Source organism: Ruegeria sp. CF8 (assembly GCF_056537285.1).
In genome coordinates this window covers 159,988-183,734 of sequence record NZ_JBQFRG010000003.1, presented here as the reverse complement: position 1 = coordinate 183,734, position 23,747 = coordinate 159,988, and the positions used below count along the sequence as shown (strand labels likewise).

The window sequence follows — 23,747 nt, the reverse complement described above, 5'->3', positions numbered from 1 at the left end:
GCAGTGTGATCAGTATCCCTCGATCTCGCCGCCCTGCTGCCAGGGTTTAACCAGATTGCCAAAACGGGTGAACTGGGCTTCAAACGAAAGCTCGACCGTTCCGATCGGACCGTGGCGCTGCTTTCCAACGATGACCTCGGCCTTGCCGTGCAGGCGTTCCATGGCCTGCTTCCACTCTTCCATCTTTTCCAGCTCGTGATCGCCGGGCTTTTCGCGTTCTTTGTAGTATTCCTCGCGGAATACAAACATCACCACGTCGGCATCCTGTTCGATCGAGCCCGATTCCCGCAGGTCCGACAGCTGTGGGCGCTTATCGTCGCGGTTTTCTACCTGACGGCTTAACTGTGACAGCGCGATGACCGGGATATTCAATTCCTTGGCGATGGCTTTCATGCCCATCGAGATCTCAGCAATCTCGTTCACCCGGTTGTCGGACATACCGCGGCAAAGCTGCAGATAGTCGATCACCAGCAGGTCCAGCCCGTGGGTTCGCTTCAACCGCCGCGCGCGGGCGGCAAGCTGTGATATCGGCAGGGCAGGCGTGTCGTCGATGAATAGGGGGCAGGCTTCCAGTTCCTTGGCCGCATCGACGAAGCGGCGGAACTCGGCCTCGGTCATGTCACCCTGACGGATCTTGTGGCTGGAGATCTCGGACGCTTCAGCCAGCACACGGCCCGCCAATTGCTCGGCGCTCATCTCGAGCGAGAAGAAGCCCACAACACCACCGTCGATCGCGCCTTCTGATCCATCCGGCTTTTGGCCGCGTTTGTAGGCTTTGGCCACGTTGAACGCCACGTTCGTCGCCAGTGAGGTTTTCCCCATCGACGGACGCCCGGCCAGAATGATCAGGTCAGAGGGGTGCAGGCCACCCAATTGCTTGTCCAAGTCGGCCAGACCGGTGGAAATCCCCGCCATGCCGCCACCACGCTGGTAGGCTTCATTGGTGACGTTGACGGCTTCTGTGACCGCCTTGAGGAAGGATTGAAAACCTTGTTCGGTCTGGCCCTGCTCGGATAGCTGATAGAGCTGCTGCTCGGCTTCGACGATTTGTTCTTTTGGCTCACTGCTGACTTCGACCCGCGCGGCCTTGTCCGAAATATCGCGGCCCAGTCGGATCAACTCACGCCGAATGGCGAGGTCATAGATCATCTGGGCGTAGTCATGCACCGCAAAGGCGCTGATCGAGGCTCCGGCCAGCTTGACCAGATAGGCCGGACCGCCCAGTTCTTTCAGGCCCTCATCTTCGCCCATAAACGATTTCAGTGTGACGGGCGAGGCCAGCGCATTCTTGGCGATACGGGCGGCGGCGACTTCATAAATCCGGGCATGGACCGGATCATAGAAATGCTCGGCCCCGATAATCGAAGCCACCCGGTCATACAGATCGTTGTTGGTCAGAATCGCGCCAAGCAATTGCTGCTCGGCCTCGATTGAATGCGGCATGGTTTCCGCGTTTTGAATCTGTGCTGCTGCCTGCTCGATACTGCTGATCTCGTTCATCTTGTCCCCGCTGCCCGTTAGGGGGTTTTACACGCGAAACGCCACCGCAAGCTATCTGGAAATACCTGTGGCTAAGTTGGGGTAAAGCCTAGGGATAACTTTCCGTGTCGTTTGGACACCTGCGTATGCGTAGCTTATTATGTATGAACTGAGGGAAAAGTCACCAGATATCGTGGCCCGTGCCCCGATTCTTGTTCACTTATCCCCATTTTGCCCACAAGAGGTTTACGTGGATTTATTGGCCTCTTGCCAGCCACGTGGGTCATTCAGGAACGCCTCGACACCGTCAAGTGTCTCTTGGTCAAAGGCTTTCTGCGCCTTGGCCTCGGCAAGAACGTCCCACCATGTGCAAAGCGAATGCAGCTTTACGCCGTGGTCGCCCAGTGTCTTTTCGGTTTCGGGGAAAATACCATAGTAGAAAATCACCGCAGTATGCCCGCAGGTCGCGCCGGTTTCGCGGATCGCGTCCACAAAAGACAGCTTGCTGCCACCATCAGTGGTCAGATCCTCGACCAGCAGCACACGCTCGCCTTCACTCATCGCGCCTTCGATGCGGGCGTTGCGACCATAGCCTTTAGGTTTCTTGCGCACATAGGTCATGGGCAGCGCCATGCGTTCCGCCACCATGGCAGCAAAGGGGATGCCTGCCGTCTCGCCACCTGCGATGTTGTCGAACGCTTCGAACCCGGCATCGCGCATCACGGTCACGGTCAGGAAGTCCATAAGGGTCGACCGGATACGCGGGTAAGAGATTAGCTTGCGGCAGTCGATGTAAGTCGGGCTGGGCAGGCCCGAGGCAAGCGTGAACGGCTCGCGCGCATTGAAATGAACGGCCTTGATCTCCAGCAGCATCCGCGCAGTCAGGCGGGCGATTTCGGTGCTGTCGGGAAAGGAACTGGGGATCATGGCGCAAACCTCGGGGCTGAATACACATTGCGGGCTGATAGCCCGAGCGCTGGCCCGGAGTCGAGAGGGTCGCAAAAGAAAAGCGGACCCCCAAGAGGCCCGCTTTTCGCCCTTTCGGGCAGAGCGCCAAGGTGGGCTTAGCTGCTCATATCGTAGGCGCGTTCCCCGTGCACCGACAGGTCCAGCCCGTTTGTTTCGGTCTCGGCGTCTACGCGAAGCGGGGTGAGAAGTGCAACCACCTTGACCAAAACAATCGTGACAACTGCCGTAAAGGCACCCACGATCACCAGCCCGCCCAATTGCGCGGTCCATGTGCCAAGGCCAAACGCAGCGATCATGATGGTGCCGAAAATGCCGCCGACGCCATGCACCGCAAAGACATCTAGCGTGTCGTCGATGTTCAGCTTGTTGCGGATGACACTGACGGCTTCCTGACACAGGACACCGGCGACCGCACCGATGATCAGCGCTTGTACCGGACCCACAAAGCCGGATGCCGGTGTGATCGAGGCCAAACCGGCAATGGTGCCTGTGACCAGACCAACCATCGAAGCCTTGCCAAAGCGGATACGTTCCCACAGGGCCCAGGTCAGCGACGCGGTTGCGGCGGACAGATGCGTGACGGTCATGGCCATTGCGGCGCCGCCATCTGCGGCCAGCTGTGATCCGCCATTGAAGCCGAACCAACCGACCCACAGCATTGCTGCACCAACCATGACATAACCGGGGTTGTGCGGCGGTGTGGTGCGATTGCGGCGCGGGCCAAGTATGACGGCGATGATCAGAGCGGCCAGACCCGCAGTTTCGTGGACAACGATGCCGCCCGCAAAGTCGCGCACACCAATCTCACCCAGAATACCGCCATCAGCCAGCATCCCGCCGCCCCAGATCCAGTGGACCACCGGCGCGTAGCAGAGAAGCATCCAGAGGGCCGAGAAGGTCAGGACGAACCCAAAGCCAACGCGTTCGACATAGGCCCCTACAATCAGCGCCGGAGTGATAATCGCAAAGGTCATCTGAAAGGCGAAGAACAGGATCTCGGGCAGGGTGCCTGCAAGGCTGTCGGCATCCACACCGTTCAGGAACGCTTTGCCCAGACCACCCCACACGCCACTTTCGCCGGGGCCAAAGGCGATAGAGTAGCCTGCTACGAGCCACAGAATGCTCATCAAACAGGCGATTGAGAAGCAGTGCATGAACACGCTGAGCACATTTCGGGCACGTACAAGCCCACCATAGAACAGGGCAAGGCCCGGCAATGTCATGAAGAGGACCAGTGCGGTTGCAACGATGATCCAGGCTGTATCGGCTCCATTCATGGGCCGTTCTCCTTTCCCCTGCGTTTGGTCAGGGGGGCTGTTCGGCAGCTCTCCGGACCCTTGTGAGTGTGTGCGCAGCCTTGAAACGGAGGAGGAGTGAGGAAAAAAGAGGCAGACTTGCAAAAGGCGCTTAAAATGTCGCCTTTTGCACAAGAGATGACAGTTTTAGCAGCCTTTTGTGCGATGCGCCTAAATAATGGGCGCTTATGAAAGCCCGTCTTTGAGCAAATCCAACGCGTGATCCCGCGCAGCCAGACGCACAGCATCCCGACCCAACGCGCCGAATTCAACGGTTTCGGTCTGCGTGTTCCGACCATCACGGGCCAGTCCGAAACACACGCGCCCTTCCGGTTTGAACTCGGATCCGCCCGGTCCGGCAATGCCCGTGATCGACACGGCAAGCTGCGCCTGTGAGTGTCGAAGCGCCCCGTCGGCCATCTCGCGGGCCACTTCTTCGGATACAGCGCCATGAGCGGTCAGGGTCGCGGCCAGAACGCCCAGCATGTCTTGTTTGGCTTCGTTGGTGTAGGTAACAAAGCCCCGGTCCACCACAGCAGAGCTGCCGGGAATATCGGTCAGGGCAGCGGCCACCATTCCGCCGGTACAGCTTTCAGCCGTGGCGATCATCATGCCCTGCGCCTTGGCAAGATCCAACAACTCGCTCACGTTCACAGGCCCAGAACTCCGTGAGCAATTCCTGCAAGAACCATCACGCCGATGGCTGCGAAAACGCCCGCGATGACGTCGTCGAGCATAACGCCCATAGGATCGCCGCGCCTGTCGGCCCAACCAACGGGGCCGGGTTTGGTGATGTCGAACAAGCGGAACAGGATGAACGCAGCCACCCAGCCGGGCCAAAGGGCGGTAATGTCGATCCCATGGGCCCAGGACGGGTAAGAAATCGCCCAAAGCGCGATGAACTGGCCTGCGACCTCATCAACGACGATTTCTGACGGGTCGTGATCATCTTGGCCCTCGGTCATCACGCGGGTTGCCCAAAGGCCGCCAACAAAAACGGCCAGTGTTGCAAGTGCCAGCAGGGGAAACCCACCCAGCGTATGCAACACCCAAGCCATCGGCAGCGCCGCCAGGGATCCCCAGGTGCCTGGGGCAGGGCGCAAATAGCCGACACCACCGACTGTGCCGATCACCTGTGCAGCGGTCATGCCTTCACCAGGCAGGCTGTGGCGAGCGAGGCGATCCCTTCGCTGCGACCAGTAAAGCCCAAACGCTCGGATGTGGTGGCCTTGACCGAGACCTGATCTGCGCTTAACCCCATGATTTTAGACATTTCAGCGCGCATGGCAGCGGCATGAGGGCCTATCTTTGGATATTCGCAGACCAAGGTGCAATCGACATTCGAAATGCGGTATCCCATCTGCCCCGCCAGCTCGACCGCATGGCGCAGAAAAATCTCGCTGGCTGCACCCTTCCATTGCGGATCTGAGGGCGGGAAGTGTTGACCAATGTCCCCCTGCGCCAAAGCGCCATAGATCGCATCGGTTACGGCATGCATCCCAACATCTGCATCCGAGTGCCCCTGCAATCCGCGCCCATGAGGCACCTTCACGCCACACAGGATAACATGATCCCCGTCACCAAAACGGTGCACGTCGTACCCGTTGCCAAGCCTTACATCCATATCCGTTCCCATTATCCGTTTCGCCCGGGCAAAATCCTCGGGTCGGGTGATCTTCAGATTGTCCGCGTCGCCGGGGACGATACAAACTTCGAGCCCTGCCGCGCGGGCGACCTCCACATCATCCGCAGCCCCGCCCGAATGGGCCGCGTGGGCAGCAGTGATAGCATCATAGTGAAACCCCTGCGGTGTTTGCGCGGCGTAGAGGCCATTACGGTCCTGCGTGCCGCTCACAGCGTTGTCCTGCCCAACCCACAGCGCATCCGTGACAGCAAGCCCCGGCGCGGCCGCCTGGTGCGTTTCCAGCGCGGTCAGCACGTCCTGTATGATGCGCGATGAGACACAAGGGCGGGCCACGTCGTGGATCAGAACATGTTGCACACCCAGACCTTCCAAAGCCTGTAATCCGCTGCGTACCGAGCTTGACCGATCTGATCCGCCCGAGGCGAGGATCAGATCAGTGTCGCGAAACTCTTCCCATGCGGGGGTGTCTTCGTCAGAAAGCACCAGAACGATGTGATTCACCTGCCCGCGAAACTGTTCGATCGTCCAGTCGGCCACGCGACGTCCCGCAAGGCTGCGCCATTGCTTGGGCACGCCGCCTCCGGCGCGCAATCCGCGCCCTGCGGCGACTATGATGGCGGCTGTGGTCATGTCTCGGGCGCTCCTTCGTCTAGGCTGTGTTTAGGCGGCGGTGAAAGCAGAGGCAATCACCCAAGGTAAAACGATTAAAAAATAGGCACGTGATGATTTTGCGGGCTTGTTTCACGCCGTTTTGTTGTTCATATGCGCGGAATTCGATATCAAATCAGCAACTGCCCAAGGATTAAGCACGTTGACCCTTCACCTCGCTGACAAGGAAGTAAACCCGCCAGTATTGCTGGCCCCGATGGCCGGAATCACGGATCGCCCGTTTCGCGATCTGGTGATGCGGTTTGGTGCCGGCATGGTGGTAAGCGAAATGGTTGCCAGCCAGGAGATGGTGCAAGCCAAGCCTGGCGTGCGCGAACGTGCGGAACTGTCAGCGGATGTCGAAAACACTGCTGTGCAATTGGCCGGGCGCGAGGCGCATTGGATGGCTGAAGCCGCTCGTCAGGTCGCCGACAGGGGCGCACGGGTGATCGACATCAACATGGGCTGTCCCGCCAAGAAAGTGACCAATGGTTATTCTGGTTCGGCGCTTCTGAAAACGCCGGATCATGCGCTGACCCTGATCGAAGCCGTGGTCAGTGCCGTTGATGTGCCGGTGACCTTAAAAACCCGGCTGGGCTGGGACGACTCTCTGCTAAACGCGCCAGATGTAGCGCGACGTGCACAAGACGCAGGCATTCAGATGGTCACGATTCATGGTCGCACGCGATGTCAGTTTTACAAAGGCCATGCCGATTGGCGGGCGATCCGGGCCGTGAAAGAGGCCGTGTCGATTCCAGTCATCGCAAATGGCGATATCGTGGATACCGCTGCCGCGCAGACTGCGTTGGGTCAGTCAGGCGCAGATGGGGTGATGGTTGGGCGCGGCGCGCAGGGCAAACCCTGGCTCTTGGCACAGGTATGCTATGACCTATTCGGGGCAGAGGCCCCTGATATTCCGGTCGGCGCGGACCTGATAGACATGGTGCAGGCGCATTATCAGGCGATGCTGTCCTTCTATGGGGCGGATCTGGGCCTGCGCGTCGCGCGCAAGCATCTTGGATGGTACATGGATGAAGCCGGGACACCAGCGCCTTTGCGGCGGGCCGTTCTGACCTCACGCGATCCAAGCGAAGTGTTGCGCCTGTTGGCGGATGCATTGAGTGAGACGGGCGAGGTGGCGGCATGAACTCGAACGCCAGCATCTGGAACTCATTGCCCGTTCCAGCTTTCATCATTGATCCGGACGATCGCATTTCTGATGTAAACGCGGCAGGTGAGGGGTTTTTGAACGCGTCACGCAAGGCAGTGATCGGCCATCCCGTGTGGGATCAGATCGCCGTGGATGCACCGCTTGAAGAGGCTTTTGAACGTGCCCGGACCTATGGCACGCCTCTGTTTGTGAACGATGTAGACGCCGGATCGGGAAACCGTGCGCCGTTGCAATGCGCGTTGCAGATCGCGCCTTTGGTTGGGTACCCGGGATCGATGATCATGATCATCTCGCCGCGCGAATTGTCGGGGCGGATGACACGGGGCAACACCGTAAAATCGGCGGCTCAATCGGCTATCGGCATGGCCGAGATGCTGGCCCACGAAATCAAGAATCCGTTGGCCGGGATCACGGGTGCCGCACAGTTGCTAAGCATGAATATCCCGGCGCAAGATCTTGAACTAACAGACCTTATCGTGGCGGAAAGCCGCCGGATTGTGAAGCTGCTGGAGCAGGTTGAACAATTCGGTAACTTGCAAAAACCCGACTTCAAGCCTGTCAATATTCACGATGTTCTGGATCGCGCCCGCCGTTCTGCCTTGCTGGGGTTTGGCGCGGATATGACGATCATCGAAGATTACGACCCATCCTTGCCGCTGGCGTTCGGAGACCCGGATCAACTATTGCAGGTGGTGTTGAACCTGCTCAAGAACGCGTCCGAGGCCGCCGGACCACAGGGCGGAACCATTCGGCTGCGGACCTATTTCGAGCATTCTTTCCGGTTGCGCCGCAGCGATGGGTCTGGCCATTCATTGCCTTTGCAGATCGAGATCATAGACGACGGCCCGGGCCTGCCCGAAGACATTCGCGGCGATATCTTTGATCCGTTTGTTTCAGGCAAAGAAAACGGCACCGGCCTCGGGCTGGCGTTGGTCAGCAAGATCATATCGGACCACGACGGCTGGATTTCGGCCGATTCTGTCCCCGGGCGAACCGTATTCAAACTATCGCTGCGCCGCGCACCGCGCGAAGACGCCGAGCACAAAAAGGAGACCACCTAATGGATGGCACAGTACTGGTTGCGGATGATGACCGCACGATCCGTACCGTTTTGACACAGGCCCTGACGCGCGCTGGGTGCAAGGTACATGCAACGTCGTCTCTGACCACGTTGATGCGCTGGGTCGGCGAGGGCAAGGGCGATGTGGTGATCTCGGACGTGGTCATGCCCGATGGTAACGGGTTGGAAATGTTGCCGAAGATTGCCCAGGATCGCCCCGGTCTGCCTGTTATTGTGATTTCAGCACAGAATACGATCATGACAGCGATTCAGGCCGCAGAGGCGGACGCATATGATTACCTGCCTAAACCGTTCGATTTGCCGGACCTGATGAAGCGAACCGCACGTGCGCTGGATCAGAAACAACGTGCCCAGCCGGAGAGCACCGAAGCAGATGGCGAACGCCCGGACGAGCTGCCTTTGGTTGGACGCACTCCAGTGATGCAGGCCTTGTACAGGTTGGTTGCTCGGGTCATGAATACCGATCTTTCGGTGATGATTTCTGGTGAAAGTGGCACGGGTAAGTCTCTGATTGCGCGCGCTATTCACGACTTTTCTGATCGCCGCACCTTGCCATTTGTCACAGTAACAGCGGCAGAACTGCGGGATCTGGAAGGCCCCGCGCGTGTATTGGCGCGGGTACGCGGCGGTACGCTGCTGATTGATGAGATTGCCGATATCGACGATGAGGTTCAGGCCCGGATCGTGCGCATGATGGACACGCCCGGCGATCACGTTCCGCGTTTCATGGCCACCAGCCAGTCGGATCTGACCGAAGGCATGGAAACCGGACGCATTCGTCAGGATCTGTATTACCGGTTGTGTGGCGCCACCATTCATGTGCCGTCCCTGCGCGAAAGAGTGGACGACATTCCTCTTCTGGCCGAGCATTTCTTGGCCCGTGAAGAACGTGAAAGCGGCGCGAAACGTTGGCTTAGCCCCGAAGCGGTGGAACTGGTTCGCCGCTATTCCTGGCCCGGTAACGTCAGGCAGTTGGAAAACGCGGTGCGCAGGTTGGGTTTGACCAGCCGCGCCGATGAAATCTCGAAAGCCGAAGTGGAAATGGTTCTGGGCAGCCAGCCCGAAGCGGAACCGGTTCTCAGCGGTGGCGAGCGTGAAAAACTGTCGACTTCGGTCGAGCGCCATCTGCGGCGGTATTTTGATCTGCACGGAAACATTCTGCCGCCGCCGGGCTTGTATCAGCGCATTTTGCGCGAGGTTGAGGCCCCCTTGATCGAAATCGCACTCGATGCAACCGGCGGAAATCAGGCGAAATGTGCGGATTTGCTGGGAATCAACCGAAATACGTTGCGAAAAAAGATCACTGACCTCGATATTCAGGTGACACGCCGCCGCAAACTGATGTAATATCGCCACACAAACCGTGGCATCCCGGCATCTGTTGGGAAAAGATCACGATATATGGCGGTAAGCCGCAAACGCGGCACATCAGGATGAGGGCAGACGGTGGCAACCCGAGCACAGAGCGGGATGATCCCATCGATAAGTCGATGGCGTAAATCACGAAAACTGCGCAATTTCGGTACCTTTGGGCTGGTCCTTTTGGGGCCAATTCTGGCGCTGGCAACTTATCTGGTCATTGGTCCCTTTGATCTTGGTGCAACGGCACCAACTCTGCGGCTGATTCTGCTGGCAGACCTCGTCTACGTACTGGTTGTCGCGGCACTGGTGTTAAGTCAGGTCGGCAGCCTGATCGCGGCGCGCAGGGCCAAGTCGGCGGGTTCGCGCCTTCATTTGCGTTTGATCGGGGCTTTTACACTGCTGGCGCTGGTGCCGACCGTGACCGTTGCGATTTTTGCCGGACTCACCGTAAATATCGGCTTGGAAGGCTGGTTCTCGGACCGGGTTCGGCAAGTGGTGGGATCGTCGCTTACTGCGGCAGAAGCCTATGAGCAGGAACACCGCCGCGGGCTGGTCCAGGATGCGTCCGTTCTGGCGCGGTATCTGGACAACGCGCGCTCGCTGGATTTCTACATCTCGGACGCCGAACTGCGCGAAGTGCTGGCGCAGGGACAGGCGCAGATCCAACGCGGATTGCGGGAAGCGTATGTCATCGATGGAAGCGGTGAAATCAAGTCGCGTGGGGATCGGTCTTACCTGTTCAATTACGAAGCGCCCACTACGGAAGAGATGGCCGAGGCCACTGACACAGGGCTGTTGATCATAGCTGATTGGCCGAACAATGAATTCCGTGCGCTGGTTCCTCTGACGGCTTATCTAGACCGGTATCTTTATGTCAGCCGCGAGGTGGATGGGCAGTTGTTGACACTGCTGGATGACACCAAGGAAACAGCGCAGTTTTACCAACAACTCGAAAGCGAACGGGGCAGGGTGCTGTTTGAGTTTGGTCTGCTGTATCTGGGCTTTGCGTTGATCCTGATCCTTGCCGCGATGTCGCTGGGAATGTGGTTCGCTGAACGTTTGTCGCGCCCGGTTGGTCGGTTGACGACAGCGGCACAACGGGTCGGGGCCGGAGACCTGAGCGTTCAGGTTATCGAAGAGGCCAGCGATGACGAGATCGCCATGTTGGGCCGGTATTTCAACCAAATGACCCGGCAACTGAAAGGGCAGCGAGACACTCTGCTGGAAAACACGCAGCAAATCGAAAGCCGCCGGCGACTGTTCGACTCGGTTCTGAGTTCGGTCACGTCGGGCGTTGTCGGCGTGGACCCCGAAGGCTGCGTGACATTTGTGAACCGCTCGGCCGAACGGCTGCTGGACTGGTCGCGGGGCGAAGAACACTTGGCTATCGGCATCGCAGTACCCGAGTTTCTGCCTCTGTTCGAAAGCCTGAAGGACAGCGGGCAGGAGGCTGTCCAAGGAGAGGTCAAAGTCACCCGAAAAGGTCGTTTGGAAAACCTGCTGGTACGCATGGCCATCCGCCGTGGCGAAGATGGCGGGCTGGAAGGCTATGTGGTTGCCTTTGATGACGTGACCGATTTGGTCAGTGCGCAGCGGATGGCAGCCTGGGGCGACGTTGCCCGCCGTATCGCCCATGAGATCAAGAACCCGCTGACCCCGATTCAGCTGAGCGCAGAGCGCATCAAACGCAAGTTCGCGCGCAAGCTGGACGAAGAGGATTGCGAAAGCCTCGAGTCGATGACGGGTGTCATTGTGCGCCAAACCAACGACCTGCGTCGCATCGTGGACGAGTTCTCGAAATTCGCGCGGATGCCCGAGCCTGAGCGCCGCGAAGAAAACGTGGTCGAACTCGTGCGTGAAGCGGTTGTATTGCAGCAAGCGGGGCAACCGGATGTGCAGATCGACGCGGACTTACCGCAGCACCCCATCATGGCAGATTTGGATGCGACGATGTTGCATCAGGCCCTGACGAATTTGATTAAAAACGCCGGAGAAGCGATTGGCACCCTTAAAGAAAAAGGGGCGCCGGATAATCTCAAGCCACAGATAAAAGTGGCAGTTTCCAGTGATGATGCCGGTACGGTCATCACGATTGCAGATAACGGGATCGGTCTGCCCGAGGATCGGGCGCGACTGTTTGAACCCTATGTGACCACACGCGACGAGGGGACTGGGCTGGGCCTGCCCATCGTCAAGAAGATCATCGAAGAACACGGCGGAGCGTTAACGCTTGAGGACGCGCCCGTCTTTGACGGACAGGACCATTTTGGCGCGATGGCCGTAATCCGTTTGCCGGGGGCCAATATGTCCTCGACCGTTGCGCCACAGAAGCAGGCAATTAGAACCAACAAACTGAAAGCAGGCCAAAGATGAGTGACATTCTGATCGTAGATGACGAGCGCGATATTCGCGAGCTGGTGTCCGACATTCTGGAGGACGAAGGCTATTCAACCCGGCTGGCGGCCAATTCGGATGAGTGTATGGCGTCAATCAATTCCGAACCGCCGGGGCTGTTGATCCTTGATATCTGGCTGAAAGACAGCCGCATGGATGGGATCGATATTCTGAAGGCGGTGAAACGCGACAACCCGGATGTGCCGGTGGTGATCATTTCCGGACACGGCAACATTGAAATCGCTGTCGCCGCCATCAAGCAGGGCGCGTACGACTTTATCGAAAAACCGTTCAACATCGACCAATTGATGGTGGTGATTCGCCGCGCGATGGAGACCTCTCGCCTGCGTCGCGAGAATGCCTCGCTGAAGCGCAAAGAGGTCAACAACTCGGACATGATCGGCAAATCCGCGTCGTTCCGGGCCATGCAGGGTCAGCTGGACAAAGTGACCAAGTCAAACGGCCGCGTGATGCTGAGCGGTCCTGCCGGGTCGGGCAAGGAAATCGCAGCGCGCTATATCCACGCCCATTCCAACCGCGCCAACGCGCCCTTTGTGACCGTGAACTGTGCCGGGATCGAGCCTGAGCGCGTGGAAGAGGTATTGTTTGGCCGGGAATCCGCTGAGCGTGGGGTTGAACCCGGATTGCTGGAAGAAGCCCACGGTGGTGTGGTTTACTTTGACGAAGTGGCGGATATGCCCCTGGGCACGCAATCCAAGATCCTGCGGGTGCTGGTGGATCAACAGTTTCAGCGCGTAGGTGGATCTGACAAAGTACGCGTGGATCTGCGGGTCATCTCGTCCACCAACAAGGATCTGGACGAAGAGATCGCAGCCGAGCGTTTCCGCGAAGAACTGTATCACCGTCTGAATGTTGTGCCGGTTGCTGTTCCCTCGCTGGAAGATCGCCGCGAGGATATTCCGGTTCTGGCCCAGCACTTCATCGAAATGTGCAACGAAACCCAAGGTTTGCCGATCCGGGATCTCTCGGAAGAGGCGGTTGCCCTGTTGCAGACGATGACCTGGCCGGGGAATGTGCGTCAGCTCAAGAACCTGATCGAACGGGTTTTGATTCTGGGTGACGGAACCGGCCCGATCGAAGCGCGCGAGTTGCCAAGTGAAGAAGACAAGACCGAAGATTCGGGGCGTGTCGTTCTGTCGGGCGCGCTGGCGACATTGCCTCTGCGCGAGGCGCGTGAAGCGTTCGAGCGGGAGTACTTGCTGACACAGATCAATCGCTTTGGCGGCAATATCAGCCGCACGGCCAGCTTTGTGGGAATGGAGCGCAGCGCGTTGCACCGCAAGCTGAAGTCGCTGGGCGTGGTGACGTCGAACAAGTCCGGTGCACGTGTCGCGCAAATCGATGAGCCGGAACCGGCGGAGTAATCCGCCGGGACGGCTGGGCTGGCCATGAGTGTTTTGAGAACAGCGAACCGGCTTGAAACCCGAGGATATCCGGGGTTCGGAAAGCGCCTTAAAAGGTTGCGCCGGTCCGTCGGGTTCAAGCAGGCTCATCTGGCTGAGCTATTGCAGGTGGATCAGGCAACCGTCTCGCGTTGGGAAAGAGGTGGTCAGACACCGCCACCCGAGACCCAACAGGCCGTCTTTGCGGCCCTTTGTCCGACCCGCGCTGACGACAGCGCATTGCGGCGGTTGGTCATGAGCTCATCAGACTGTGTGCATTTGGTGGAAGAGGCGAGCCACAGGTGTCTTGCGTATTCGGCCAGCCGGGCGCGCGATTGGAAAACCAGCCAGAACGCCTTGCTGGGAGTGTCTCTGTGGCAGTTTGCAACGGATGAAATACAGGCGGCCGAGGCTGAACTCGATGCCGATGGATGGTGGGACATGCATACGCCCGCACCAAAGGCGTTCCTGACGTCCGAAGCTGTCCATGACCGTATTCGAATTAGCGCGGGCGAAATCATCTGGGAACGCCTGTATCTTTCTGACGGAACGCCTGTTCGTCTGGTCAGCGGATCCAGACACTGAGGTCGCATAATTTATGCGTTCCTTGATCCGGTTGTGCGCAGTAGAAGCGGCTTATGGTACAGATATTTCAGGTTCTTCTTCTCTGGCTTGCTGGTCTGGGCGCGGCGACTCAATTTGCAAAAATTGCAACTCCGTTTCCCGAGCTTGTCTTACTGTATCCTGATCACATCGAAACCATGGGATGGTTGCTGTCGATCATCAGCCTGATCGGAGCCGTGCTTGGGGCCTTGTCCGGGGCCATCGTAGGGCGGGTTGGGCCCATGAAGCTTTTGACCTTCGGCTTGTGCCTCGGTGGCGCGATTTCGATGTTTCAAGCGACATGGCCTGGGTTTTACGTCATGCTGGCCAGCCGCTTTGTTGAAGGGCTTTCGCATCTGGCCATTGTCGTCGCTGCTCCCACGTTGATCGCGCAAATCACAACCGGCAAGGCGCGCAACATCGCGATGGTCCTTTGGAGCACGTTCTTCGGTGTCGCTTTTGCGCTGAATGCGTGGATCGGATTGCCGCTGATCGCCTCTTTTGGTCTGACTACGTTCTTCCTGCTGCATGGTTTCTTGATGATTGGGGTAGCCGGTGTGATCCTGATCTGCCGGATGCACGTGCAACTTGCCTCTGACATCAAGCCCTGGCAGTGGACAGACGTGCTGAACGTTCATCTGCGCACCTATCGCTCTCCATTCGTGTCGGCCCCGGCAGTGGGGTGGTTCTTTTATACGCTGACCTTTGTGTCTTTGCTGGCCATCCTACCGGGTCGTTTGCCGGAAGACATCAGCGCGCACGTCGCTGGGTTGATGCCGCTGGCGGGAATTGTCCTGAGTTGGATGGCAGTTCCCGTCCTTCTCAACGTGATGCCCTGCGTTGCGGTGATCAATCTGGGATTCGGGCTGGGCATTTTGTCAGTTCTCGGGGCGTTCGTTGGCTTGCCGCTGGAGATCGTATGCGTTCTGCTGTTTGCCGTTTTGGGTCTTGTGCAAGGGGGCAGCTTTGCCGCCGTGCCGATCCTGAACCAAACGGCCGAGGCGCAGGCGCTCAGCTATGGGGCGATGGCGCAAATGGGAAATGCGGGTAACTTGCTGGGCACACCGGTTCTGCTGGCGGTTTTGTGGCGCGTGGATGAGGCCGGGATGCTGCTGAGTGTGATCGGAATTTATGCAATCGCGATCCTTGCGCACATCGCGCTGGCCCGCCAGCGCGCGGCGCAAATCGCTTCAACCTGACTGACCAGGCGAAATGATCTGAAAAGACCCATCATCGAATTTGACAAAACAAGATTGCGTCGTGAGCGGCGGCAATGTTGTTGTGCGCGTTGCAGGTACGCTCGACTTCACTCCGGATTTGCAGGGCGGCAGGCTGACGGGCCGGAACCCTTTCTGCGCCATGCATTGCGCCTCGACCGTGTTGCGCAGGCCCTGGTTCACATCCACGGTGTAGACCCGGCCCGGCTGCCACCATCCCGGGGACTGGTAACACCGCCCCCGACCGTCGCAATAGGTGCGGCCGGGCCAATATGTTGGCGGGCTTTGACGGATTTGATTTGCAACGGGCACCTCTTTGACCGCCTTGAGCTGGCACTGGGTCGTTTCTTGCTGCAGGCGGGAAACGGTTGCGCCTTCGCGGTAATAGAGCGAAAGCGGCCCGCTGCACGCGGACAGCACCATTAGGGTCACAAGCATAGGAAACAGCGTTTTCATACGCTTATCTTGCCGCAGCAGCGCAGGGATGACAATTCAATTGACCGCTTTGGGGGCATCTGTCATTCAATCCTTTCAGGCAGAAGGGCCAGAAACATGAAGGTCATCATTTGCGGCGCGGGTCAGGTTGGCTGGCAGATAGCGCGGCACCTTTCGGGCGAACTGAATGACGTAACGGTCGTGGACAACAATCCCGACCTCGTGCGCCGGGCGACGGAAACTCTGGATGTGCAGGGCATTGCCGGGTTTGCAAGCTACCCTGATGTGCTGGAGCGGGCAGGGGCCCGCGACGCCGACATGATTATTGCTGCGACCCATTCTGACGAAGTGAACATGGTCACGTGTCAGATGGCGCATTCGGTTTTTTCGATACAGCGCAAGATTGCGCGCCTTCGGTCGAAATCCTATCTGGAGGCCATTCACTCGGACCTCTACCGCCGCGATCACTTGCCCATCGATGTGGTGATTAGCCCGGAACGCGAAGTTGCAGCTGCCGCCATGCGCCGCCTGTCTGCCCCATCGGCCTTTGACACCGAGATTTTCATGGATGGCAAGGCGCAGCTTTTGGGCATCAGAGTGGAAGAGGACTGCCCAATCGTGAATACGCCGCTGCGGCAGCTGACGGATCTGTTTTCCACACTCAGTTCGATTGTCGTGGGGGTTCGGCGCGATGGCACGTTGTTTGCACCCGAGTCGGAAGATCAGCTGTTTGTCGGTGATGAATGTTACGTCTTCACCAATGTAAACGACGTGAACCGCACGATGGAGGTTTTTGGCAAAGCCCAGAAGCGTCAGGATCGCGTTGTGATTGTGGGCGGTGGCAATGTCGGATTGGAAGTCGCCAGCACCCTGGAAGAACGCGAGAGTCGGGTGCGCGCCAAGATCATCGAACGAGACCGGAAGTGTGCCGAGATCGCGGCCGAAGCACTGGAGCGGACGATTGTTCTGCATGGGGACGGGTTGGATTCCGGGCTGTTGAACGAAGCTGGTATCGACCGCGCCGATGCAATGTTGGCCGTTACGGATGATGACCGCACCAACATGCTGGCCGCTGTGCGTGCTAAAGCCGAAGGCTGTGCGCTGGCGATTGCGCTGATCAACGATCCCAGCATGGTTGCCCTGATGGGACCGTTGGGCATTGACGCCTATATCAACCCGCGTGCCACCACTGTCAGCTCGATCCTACGCCATATCCGTCACGGGCGCGTAAGACAGGTGTATTCCATCGGCGATGCCGAGGCCGAGGTGATTGAGGCCGAGGTTCTGTCCACATCTCCGATGGCGGGGCAAAGATTGCGCGATATCGATTTCCCCGAAGGTGTGCTGGTGGGTGCCGTGCGCAAAGGAGACGAGGTTCTGCGCCCGACAGGCAGCCTGCGGATCGATGAAAAGGATGTGGTCGCAATTTTTGCCATGTCCAAGGACGTGCCCGAGGTCGAGCGCCTGATGCAGGTATCAATCGATTTCTTCTGATGGCGCGAGCGGGGACACAACAAGTTGGGTTAATTCAGCGGCTACCGCTGTTCCTGCTGATCTGGGCAATCGTATCTTTGGCTATGTGGATTCCAGCACTCTATGCGCTGGTGCTGGATGATCACGACACCTCGCGGTCTTTTCTTTACTCCGGCATTCTTGGTCTGTTTCTGGTCTCGATCGTTGCAATAGCCTCATCTAACCGAATTCCACGGCGGGGGACGTTGGGGCAACTGGCGGTTATGTTGGGATGTTTCACCATCCTTCCTATCTTTCTTGCGATCCCGTTTCATGATGCGCTTGGCACGACCACGTTTCTGAACGCTTACTTCGATATGGTCAGCGCACTGACGACCACAGGGGCCGACCTGTTCCCGGATCACAACCGGCTGAGCGCACCACTGCATTTGTGGCGTGCGCTTGTCGGATGGATGGGCGGTTTGGTGATGTGGATCGCCGCGGCCGCGATTTTGGCCCCGCTGTCTCTTGGCGGGTTCGAGGTGACCGCAAAAGGGCAACCCGGACGTCCGGTATCAGGTGTTGCACAAAGCGAACGCGTGGACCCGCGCGGCCGTTTGCTGCGTGTGGCGCGGGCGCTGACGCCGGTATATGCCGGGCTGACTGTAGTGATCTGGGTGCTTCTGCTGATCGCGGGTGAGGCCGGGCTAACGGCTGTCTGTCACGCGATGTCGGTGATGGCGACTTCGGGTATCTCTCCGGTTGGCGGCATGGAAGGCGCACAGGCCGGATTTACAGGTGAAGCAATCCTGTTTCTTTTCCTGTTCTTTGCCCTTTCGCGTCTGACTTTTTCGACGGACACCGCCACTACCGGATATTCACGTTTGGACAGAGACCCCGAATTTCGCATCGGTCTCATGATCGTTCTGGCCGTTGCGTTGTTGCTGTTCTTTCGCGTGGTTGCTGGCGTGACCGAGATCGGCGGGCAGATCGCTCCGCTTCAGGCGTTGCAGGTGATCTGGGGTATGCTGTTCACTGTGCTGGCCTTCCTGACCACGGCTGGGTTCGAAAGTGCGAACTGGAACGATGCCCAGCAATTATCGGGTCTGGGTACGCCAGGGTTATTGCTGATGGGGTTGGCGCTGATCGGCGGCGGGGTCGCCACCACAGCCGGGGGCGTCAAATTGCTGCGGGTCTTTGCATTGTACCTAAACGGTGCGCGCGAGATTGATCGCTTGATTTACCCTTCGTCCGTCAGCGGTGTCGGCGGTGGCAACCGACGCATTCAAAGCGACGGGGCCTTTATCGCCTGGATCTTTTTGATGCTTTTCGCGCTGACGCTGGCGGTGTTTAACCTTTTGCTGGCGGCGATGGGTTCCGGCTTTGAACAGGCAATGGTGCTGAGTGTTGCCACTTTGACGACAACGGGTCCGCTGATCGAACTGGCCACGGATGTCCCAATCCGGCTAATTGATCTGTCTTCTGGGGCGAAACTGACGCTGTGTGCGGCGATGGTGATCGGTCGGCTTGAGACGCTGGCGATCATCGCCCTGATCACACCGTCGCTGTGGCGCGATTGAGCCGAATACGCCCTGCGGACGTTACCGCCTTATTTTTCATCTGGAATATCTCTTCGCGGCACTCCATACTCGCCGGGAGGGAGCGCGTTGGTCCGCAGCGCGTAGCAAGAACAATGGCGAGATTATAAAAATATGGCTTCGGACAGACAGAATCTTCAGGATGCCTTCCTGAACAATGTACGGAAAGCTAAGGTTCCGGTAACGATCTTCCTGATCAATGGCGTGAAGTTGCAGGGTGTGATCACCTGGTTCGACAATTTCTGCGTATTGTTGCGCCGCGACGGACAGTCGCAGCTGGTCTACAAGCACGCGATTTCAACCATCATGCCATCGCAGCCGATCAATCTGTATGAGGGCGAAGACGCCTCTTGATGGAACATGACCGGAGGCGCACCCGAGCGTGGGTGCTGCATCCCGAAATCAAATCAGATGAACAGCGCCGTGTCCCTGAACCGGCGCTGGCCGAGGCGGTTGCATTGGCCGCTGCATTGCCCGACCTGGATGTGATCGGGTCCGAGATCGTGCGCCTGCAACGCGCCCAGCCGGGGCTTTTGTTCGGCAGTGGCAAGATCGAAGAACTGGCCGAACGTCTGCATGACAGCGAAATCGAACTGGTTTTGATCGACGGGCCGGTCACGCCGGTGCAGCAACGCAATCTGGAAAAGGCGTGGAAGGTCAAGATCCTCGATCGAACCGGGCTGATCCTGGAAATTTTCAGCGATCGCGCCCGCACCCGAGAAGGGGTGTTGCAGGTCGAGATGGCGGCACTCAGCTATCAGCGGACGCGATTGGTACGCGCCTGGACCCACCTTGAACGGCAACGTGGCGGGTTGGGATTCGTTGGCGGACCGGGTGAAACTCAGATCGAAGCCGACCGCCGCGCCATCGACGAGCAACTGGTCAGGCTGCGGCGTCAGTTGCAGAAGGTGGTCAAGACCCGGACCCTGCACAGGGCCGCACGTGCCAAGGTGCCGTATCCAATCGTTGCGCTGGTAGGTTATACAAACGCGGGCAAGTCGACCCTGTTCAACCGCTTAACCGGGGCCGAAGTGATGGCCAAGGACATGCTGTTTGCCACGCTGGATCCGACCATGCGACGCGTACAGCTTCCTGACGGTCCTGAGGTGATCCTGTCGGACACTGTGGGCTTTATCTCGAATTTGCCAACCGAGCTTGTGGCGGCCTTCCGGGCAACCCTCGAAGAAGTGCTGGGCGCAGACCTGATCGTGCATGTCCGCGATATCAGCCACGAGGAAACGGATGCGCAGGCGCAAGACGTTGAGGCCATCCTGACCTCATTGGGTGTCGATGAGGAACGGCCACGGCTTGAGGTTTGGAACAAGATCGACCTGCTCAACCCCGACGACAAAGACGCTGCATTGGCGCGGGCCGAACGGGACCCGACGATATTCTCAATCTCGGCTGTAACGGGCGAAGGTGTTGACCCGCTGTTGGCCGAGATCGCCACACTGCTTCAAGGGGCACGGCACGAAGTTGTTCTGAACCTCTCTTTCGCCGAAGGTGACAAGCGGGCGTGGTTGTTCCGTCAGGACGTTGTTCAGAGCGAGGATCAAACCGAAGACGGGTTCCGCCTGACCGTTTTGTGGACAGACAAACAAGCCGCGCAGTTTGGGTCGCTTTGAACAAGGCAAGGGGTGGTCATGTCAGATGCATCGGATCAAAGGGTTTTCCTGAACGGCCATATCGACGTGCCACCCGACCGGCTTGAAGCGGTGCGGTCAGCATTACCGCTCCACATCGCTCTTACACGCGCGGAAAAGGGCTGTATGTCTTTCGAAGTTGTGGAAGATCAGACAACGCCCGGGCGGTTCATGGTGTCGGAAGTGTTTGCAAATCAAGCGGCGTTTGACGCACATCAGGCGCGGGCCAAGGCGTCAGACTGGTTTCAGGTCACACAGGGAATACCCCGCAACTACACGATAGAAACGGCTGAGGATCGAGCGCGTTAAGCTATTTGCCATCAATCTGCCGTTGATAGTCATCTGCGTCGAACCAGCCCAACGATGACTTTACAAGATAGTCTGGTGTCAATTCCCACTCTTCCCAACCGCGCGCGACAACGTGGTTGCCGGTTTCGGCGTGGTGTCCTTCGCGCGTCCAAACAAAGATCGCATGAGATCCGGCCCATCGCATCATGTCGCAGCGGACCTCAAGATCGGGAAAGTCGGCACAGGCTTTGCGCACCATCTCAGCAATGGCGTTGTGCCCGTGAATGGGGTCATTGCCATTCATGGTGATCTGCCCGTCACCTGTAAAGAAAGCTGCAACTGCGTCGCCGTCGCCAGAACTCCATGCAATCGCGTAGTCCCGCGCAAGATTATTCAGGACATCCCGAATGCTGGCCATATTCGCCCCCCTTTGGTCCCACATAATCGGTGGAACGATCATAGGCGAAAAAGGTTCACGGTGCCACGACGCCCCGGAAATCGGGGCGAGGAGTTGCCGAATAGGCGGATTACCGCGGGATCAGATTGGTTACACCAACAGCAGCAGCGCGCGCCAGATCAAGGTCCAATGACATGGGAATATACTCGCCACGCCGCCAAAGCTGCGCCTGATCGTCGTAGTAGCGCGACAGGAAGTGACCCGATTGACCGGTCGCAGTGATAAAGACCGAGCTGTTGGGATCTGCAAAGTCGTACACCCCGCGATACCCGGCACCGTGCACGTTCTGAAACGGATCCGGGCCTTCGCCCGAGGTACGACCGCGGAGCAACGTGTTGTCGCCACCGCTGGTCGATTGGCGGATGTTCACGAAATAGCGCAGGACAGGCACGTCGCCCAGAACCGGGTGATCATGCGTGGCCTGATGCGCATCGCCCCAGCGCAAGGATTCAAGCGCACTGCCATAGCGTTCAGAGATCCAGATCAGGGCGTCGTCCAGCGCCAGTCGGGCCATTTCGGTGCAGGTCTCAACAGGGGCGCTTTGTCGTACATCGCACCAGACGCTTGCTCCGTCGATGTCGCGATAAACGCGTTCGATGAACAGCGGCTCGACGTGTTTGTACTCGCTGGCCAGTGGTCCAAGTTCGTCCGCGATCAGGCGGATCTGAAGGGCGCGCAACCACGCCGCATAAATCAATGGCTCGGGCAGGTGTTCGTTCATCTCACCGTTCCAATCCGCCAGCAGCGACAAGGCGATCTGGCGCTGTCGTTCCGGTGTGCCCTCGGGCGCAGACGCACCGGTGAACCACAAATCCGCTCCGATCAGTGGCAACAGGGACCGCGCCGTAAAACTAACGGTATCAAGCTGCGCTTCGATAAAGCTGTCGCGGGTATGGACCTCGCGCGATTGCATAAGGCGATCCCAGCGGTGCACGCGCTGTGTATCGCCCCATTCATACGAGACATGGTTGGGGAAGGGACGGTCGATTATCTTGTTGTTCGTATTGCCCAGAATACCGCCAACCGGGGCGACGAACTCGGGATTGTCCGCATAGGGCAACCGGCCTTGCCAGCGGTTTGTTTCAATCCAACCGGGGCTTGGAATGCGACCGCGGCTTTGGTTTTGCAAGTCGCGCTGCGGCATGGCACCGATCAGCTTCATTCCGATGGTGGTCCGGTCAACCAGCGACAGGTTCTGTGACGGGGCAATATATTGCTCGCCCGCCTGAATGGCCTGACGCACATTGTCGGAATTCATCAGGGCCATGGACGCGGTCATTGACGTGTCACGGGGGCTCAGCGCTGTCCAGGACAGAGACGCCACATGGCCGGGCGGAGTGATAGTCTCGAGCTTGTAATCCGTGCCGGGCAGCACCGGGCCGTTATCAGTCCAACGCAGCGTTAATGTAACTGGTGCCTCGTCCTTGATGGCGATGATCGATGGGCGGGTCAGAAATTCCTTATAGCCGTCCGGGGTCAGATATTCCTCGGGGTTGTCGGGGTTCAGTTGTTCTATGTGCAGGTCCTGATCATCCAGATAAGAAGAGGTCAGCCCCCATCCCAACCTGTCACTGCGTCCGGTCATAATAGCAGGCACACCGGGTATCGAAGCCCCGATCACACCGCCTTTTTCAAGATCAAGATGCGCCAGATACCAAATTCCGGGTGCCGTGAAACCCAAATGTGGATCGTTTGCAAGAAGTGTGCCGCCACTTGCCGACCGAGACGGGGCGGCGGTCCAGGCGTTCGATGCTCCGGCCAAACCGCGTTTTGGAAGCGGTGAGAGATGTGTTTCGGGTGCCTCGGTTCCGGCGGCATAGCGGGGAAGATTTGGGAAAAGGGAAGCGTATTCCGGCAAAGCCGCGATACCGGGGCCTGGGACGTCAGGCAGGATATCGGCAAGACGTTCTGGGTTGTTCAGCATCAAAGACGTGCGAGCGCGCAGAACCTCATCAGTCAAGTGCCCAGATAATTGCAACGCCATCAACTTTATGATCGCAAGGCTATCGCCTGGTTGCCAGGGCGATACGGGGGCGTTGAACAGGAACATTTCCGGCGCACCGCGACCCAGCGCCTCTTCATTGATTTCTGCCAGCCTTGCATTAACCCCGGCCGCATAGGCTCGCAACGCGGCCTTGGTGTACTCGTCCTGCACCTCGACCGAGCGATGAGCGAGGCCGTAGAGATCCAGCCGACGTAGTAACTTGTCGATGCGGAGAGTGCGTGGACCAAAGACTTCGGAAAGGCGGCCCTGTGCAGTTCGGCGCAACACGGTCATCTGCCATAGCCGGTCCTGTGCGTGGGCGTACCCCAAGCCAAAGAACACGTCGGGATCGGTCTGGCCCAGAATATGCGGCACGTTGGCGGTGTCGCGTACAATCTCGACAGGGGCGGTCAGGCCATCAACTTCAAGGGTCTGATCGTAGTCCGGCAAGGATTGGCTGGCCAAGAAGTAGACAAGGCCTATCGCGGCGAGGATCAGAAAAATCAGACCCGACGCGATGCGCACCAGCCAGCGGAAAACAAGACCCATTACTGCCCCAGATTCTTATTCGGATGAAGGTTGGGCAAAGACTAGAGGATGGTGGGTCTAACCGAAAGAGGAAC

Annotated in this window: 21 protein-coding genes; 12 read left to right on the top strand and 9 right to left on the bottom strand. The window is 58.4% G+C overall.

The features are described 5' to 3' along the window. Positions 1 to 9 precede the first annotated feature (9 nt). The 6 genes from ACR0EV_RS08750 to ACR0EV_RS08725 all read right to left on the bottom strand — a co-directional run bounded on the left by ACR0EV_RS08750 (position 10) and on the right by ACR0EV_RS08725 (position 6,018). A complete protein-coding gene (locus ACR0EV_RS08750; protein WP_171179946.1) occupies positions 10 to 1,500 on the bottom strand; it encodes a replicative DNA helicase in 1,491 nt (496 codons plus the stop codon). A gap of 225 nt (positions 1,501 to 1,725) precedes the next feature. Beyond that, a complete protein-coding gene (locus ACR0EV_RS08745) occupies positions 1,726 to 2,406 on the bottom strand; it encodes an orotate phosphoribosyltransferase (protein ID WP_171183461.1) in 681 nt (226 codons plus the stop codon). A gap of 137 nt (positions 2,407 to 2,543) precedes the next feature. Further along, the gene (locus ACR0EV_RS08740; protein ID WP_480799735.1) at positions 2,544 to 3,725 is read right to left on the bottom strand and encodes an ammonium transporter; all 1,182 of its coding nucleotides are present in this window, start codon (positions 3,723 to 3,725) and stop codon (positions 2,544 to 2,546) included. A gap of 204 nt (positions 3,726 to 3,929) precedes the next feature. Further along, positions 3,930 to 4,397 (bottom strand): CinA family protein, encoded by a 468-nt coding sequence (locus ACR0EV_RS08735; RefSeq protein WP_480799734.1) that lies wholly within the window; start codon positions 4,395 to 4,397, stop codon positions 3,930 to 3,932. Then, positions 4,394 to 4,891 carry a phosphatidylglycerophosphatase A family protein gene (locus tag ACR0EV_RS08730; protein ID WP_480799733.1) on the bottom strand — a complete coding sequence of 166 codons (498 nt, stop codon included), beginning with the start codon at positions 4,889 to 4,891 and terminating at the stop codon, positions 4,394 to 4,396. Before ACR0EV_RS08730 ends, ACR0EV_RS08735 begins: the two co-directional genes overlap by 4 nt. After that, a complete protein-coding gene (locus ACR0EV_RS08725; protein ID WP_480799732.1) occupies positions 4,888 to 6,018 on the bottom strand; it encodes a bifunctional 2-C-methyl-D-erythritol 4-phosphate cytidylyltransferase/2-C-methyl-D-erythritol 2,4-cyclodiphosphate synthase in 1,131 nt (376 codons plus the stop codon). The genes ACR0EV_RS08730 and ACR0EV_RS08725 overlap by 4 nt, the downstream gene beginning before the upstream one ends. A 181-nt stretch (positions 6,019 to 6,199) precedes the next feature. Between ACR0EV_RS08725 and dusB the strand changes: the two genes are divergently transcribed. The 7 genes from dusB (at position 6,200) to ACR0EV_RS08690 (ending at position 15,249) form a co-directional block, all read left to right on the top strand. Continuing rightward, positions 6,200 to 7,183: a tRNA dihydrouridine synthase DusB gene (gene dusB, locus ACR0EV_RS08720; RefSeq protein ID WP_480799731.1), complete on the top strand. Its 984-nt coding sequence runs from the start codon at positions 6,200 to 6,202 to the stop codon at positions 7,181 to 7,183. Then, positions 7,180 to 8,268, top strand: a complete 1,089-nt coding sequence (locus ACR0EV_RS08715; RefSeq protein WP_171183449.1) for a two-component system sensor histidine kinase NtrB — start codon at positions 7,180 to 7,182, stop codon at positions 8,266 to 8,268. Before dusB ends, ACR0EV_RS08715 begins: the two co-directional genes overlap by 4 nt. Continuing rightward, positions 8,268 to 9,635, top strand: a complete 1,368-nt coding sequence (locus ACR0EV_RS08710) for a response regulator (protein WP_480799730.1) — start codon at positions 8,268 to 8,270, stop codon at positions 9,633 to 9,635. The genes ACR0EV_RS08715 and ACR0EV_RS08710 overlap by 1 nt, the downstream gene beginning before the upstream one ends. Positions 9,636 to 9,758: 123 nt before the next feature. After that, the gene (locus tag ACR0EV_RS08705; RefSeq protein WP_480799729.1) at positions 9,759 to 12,023 is read left to right on the top strand and encodes a sensor histidine kinase NtrY-like; all 2,265 of its coding nucleotides are present in this window, start codon (positions 9,759 to 9,761) and stop codon (positions 12,021 to 12,023) included. After that, positions 12,020 to 13,429 (top strand): nitrogen assimilation response regulator NtrX, encoded by a 1,410-nt coding sequence (ntrX, locus tag ACR0EV_RS08700; protein WP_480799728.1) that lies wholly within the window; start codon positions 12,020 to 12,022, stop codon positions 13,427 to 13,429. Before ACR0EV_RS08705 ends, ntrX begins: the two co-directional genes overlap by 4 nt. Positions 13,430 to 13,453: 24 nt before the next feature. Continuing rightward, entirely contained in the window at positions 13,454 to 14,032 is a 579-nt protein-coding gene (locus ACR0EV_RS08695) for a helix-turn-helix domain-containing protein (protein WP_480799727.1), read from the top strand. A 53-nt stretch (positions 14,033 to 14,085) separates the two neighbouring features. Further along, complete coding sequence (locus ACR0EV_RS08690) at positions 14,086 to 15,249, top strand: MFS transporter (protein ID WP_480799726.1); 1,164 nt, start codon at positions 14,086 to 14,088, stop codon at positions 15,247 to 15,249. Here ACR0EV_RS08690 and ACR0EV_RS08685 read toward each other — a convergent pair. Next, positions 15,241 to 15,723, bottom strand: a complete 483-nt coding sequence (locus ACR0EV_RS08685; RefSeq protein WP_480799725.1) for a hypothetical protein — start codon at positions 15,721 to 15,723, stop codon at positions 15,241 to 15,243. The two genes, ACR0EV_RS08690 and ACR0EV_RS08685, sit on opposite strands and share 9 nt — an antisense overlap. A 96-nt stretch (positions 15,724 to 15,819) precedes the next feature. Here ACR0EV_RS08685 and trkA point away from each other — a divergent pair, with 96 nt between their 5' ends. From trkA to ACR0EV_RS08660, 5 genes are all read left to right on the top strand, one after another. Then, positions 15,820 to 17,196: a Trk system potassium transporter TrkA gene (gene trkA, locus ACR0EV_RS08680; protein WP_480799724.1), complete on the top strand. Its 1,377-nt coding sequence runs from the start codon at positions 15,820 to 15,822 to the stop codon at positions 17,194 to 17,196. Next, complete coding sequence (locus tag ACR0EV_RS08675) at positions 17,196 to 18,734, top strand: TrkH family potassium uptake protein (protein ID WP_480799723.1); 1,539 nt, start codon at positions 17,196 to 17,198, stop codon at positions 18,732 to 18,734. Before trkA ends, ACR0EV_RS08675 begins: the two co-directional genes overlap by 1 nt. Positions 18,735 to 18,866: 132 nt before the next feature. Continuing rightward, a complete protein-coding gene (hfq, locus tag ACR0EV_RS08670; RefSeq protein WP_005982826.1) occupies positions 18,867 to 19,106 on the top strand; it encodes an RNA chaperone Hfq in 240 nt (79 codons plus the stop codon). After that, on the top strand, positions 19,106 to 20,377 hold the full coding sequence (gene hflX / locus ACR0EV_RS08665; protein ID WP_480799722.1) for a GTPase HflX: 1,272 nt from the start codon (positions 19,106 to 19,108) through the stop codon (positions 20,375 to 20,377). The genes hfq and hflX overlap by 1 nt, the downstream gene beginning before the upstream one ends. Before the next feature lie 18 nt (positions 20,378 to 20,395). Continuing rightward, positions 20,396 to 20,704 carry a putative quinol monooxygenase gene (locus ACR0EV_RS08660; protein ID WP_480799721.1) on the top strand — a complete coding sequence of 103 codons (309 nt, stop codon included), beginning with the start codon at positions 20,396 to 20,398 and terminating at the stop codon, positions 20,702 to 20,704. Position 20,705: 1 nt separating this feature from the next. On the opposite strand, the gene ACR0EV_RS08655 is transcribed toward ACR0EV_RS08660, so the two are convergent. Then, complete coding sequence (locus ACR0EV_RS08655) at positions 20,706 to 21,101, bottom strand: nuclear transport factor 2 family protein (RefSeq protein ID WP_480799720.1); 396 nt, start codon at positions 21,099 to 21,101, stop codon at positions 20,706 to 20,708. Between the two features lie 109 nt (positions 21,102 to 21,210). After that, positions 21,211 to 23,673 carry a penicillin acylase family protein gene (locus ACR0EV_RS08650; RefSeq protein ID WP_480799719.1) on the bottom strand — a complete coding sequence of 821 codons (2,463 nt, stop codon included), beginning with the start codon at positions 23,671 to 23,673 and terminating at the stop codon, positions 21,211 to 21,213. Positions 23,674 to 23,747: the final 74 nt, after the last annotated feature.

Bases quoted from the DNA above. Each gene is read 5' to 3' on its own strand.
- ACR0EV_RS08750 (WP_171179946.1), bottom strand. From the start codon at position 1,500: ATGAACGAGATCAGCAGTATCGAGCAGGCAGCAGCACAGATTCAAAAC.
- ACR0EV_RS08745 (WP_171183461.1), bottom strand. From the start codon at position 2,406: ATGATCCCCAGTTCCTTTCCCGACAGCACCGAAATCGCCCGCCTGACT.
- ACR0EV_RS08740 (WP_480799735.1), bottom strand. From the start codon at position 3,725: ATGAATGGAGCCGATACAGCCTGGATCATCGTTGCAACCGCACTGGTC.
- ACR0EV_RS08730 (WP_480799733.1), bottom strand. From the start codon at position 4,891: ATGACCGCTGCACAGGTGATCGGCACAGTCGGTGGTGTCGGCTATTTG.
- ACR0EV_RS08725 (WP_480799732.1), bottom strand. From the start codon at position 6,018: ATGACCACAGCCGCCATCATAGTCGCCGCAGGGCGCGGATTGCGCGCC.
- ACR0EV_RS08715 (WP_171183449.1), top strand. From the start codon at position 7,180: ATGAACTCGAACGCCAGCATCTGGAACTCATTGCCCGTTCCAGCTTTC.
- ACR0EV_RS08710 (WP_480799730.1), top strand. From the start codon at position 8,268: ATGGATGGCACAGTACTGGTTGCGGATGATGACCGCACGATCCGTACC.
- ACR0EV_RS08705 (WP_480799729.1), top strand. From the start codon at position 9,759: ATGATCCCATCGATAAGTCGATGGCGTAAATCACGAAAACTGCGCAAT.
- ntrX (WP_480799728.1), top strand. From the start codon at position 12,020: ATGAGTGACATTCTGATCGTAGATGACGAGCGCGATATTCGCGAGCTG.
- ACR0EV_RS08695 (WP_480799727.1), top strand. From the start codon at position 13,454: ATGAGTGTTTTGAGAACAGCGAACCGGCTTGAAACCCGAGGATATCCG.
- ACR0EV_RS08690 (WP_480799726.1), top strand. From the start codon at position 14,086: ATGGTACAGATATTTCAGGTTCTTCTTCTCTGGCTTGCTGGTCTGGGC.
- ACR0EV_RS08685 (WP_480799725.1), bottom strand. From the start codon at position 15,723: ATGAAAACGCTGTTTCCTATGCTTGTGACCCTAATGGTGCTGTCCGCG.
- trkA (WP_480799724.1), top strand. From the start codon at position 15,820: ATGAAGGTCATCATTTGCGGCGCGGGTCAGGTTGGCTGGCAGATAGCG.
- ACR0EV_RS08675 (WP_480799723.1), top strand. From the start codon at position 17,196: ATGGCGCGAGCGGGGACACAACAAGTTGGGTTAATTCAGCGGCTACCG.
- hfq (WP_005982826.1), top strand. From the start codon at position 18,867: ATGGCTTCGGACAGACAGAATCTTCAGGATGCCTTCCTGAACAATGTA.
- hflX (WP_480799722.1), top strand. From the start codon at position 19,106: ATGGAACATGACCGGAGGCGCACCCGAGCGTGGGTGCTGCATCCCGAA.
- ACR0EV_RS08660 (WP_480799721.1), top strand. From the start codon at position 20,396: ATGTCAGATGCATCGGATCAAAGGGTTTTCCTGAACGGCCATATCGAC.
- ACR0EV_RS08655 (WP_480799720.1), bottom strand. From the start codon at position 21,101: ATGGCCAGCATTCGGGATGTCCTGAATAATCTTGCGCGGGACTACGCG.
- ACR0EV_RS08650 (WP_480799719.1), bottom strand. From the start codon at position 23,673: ATGGGTCTTGTTTTCCGCTGGCTGGTGCGCATCGCGTCGGGTCTGATT.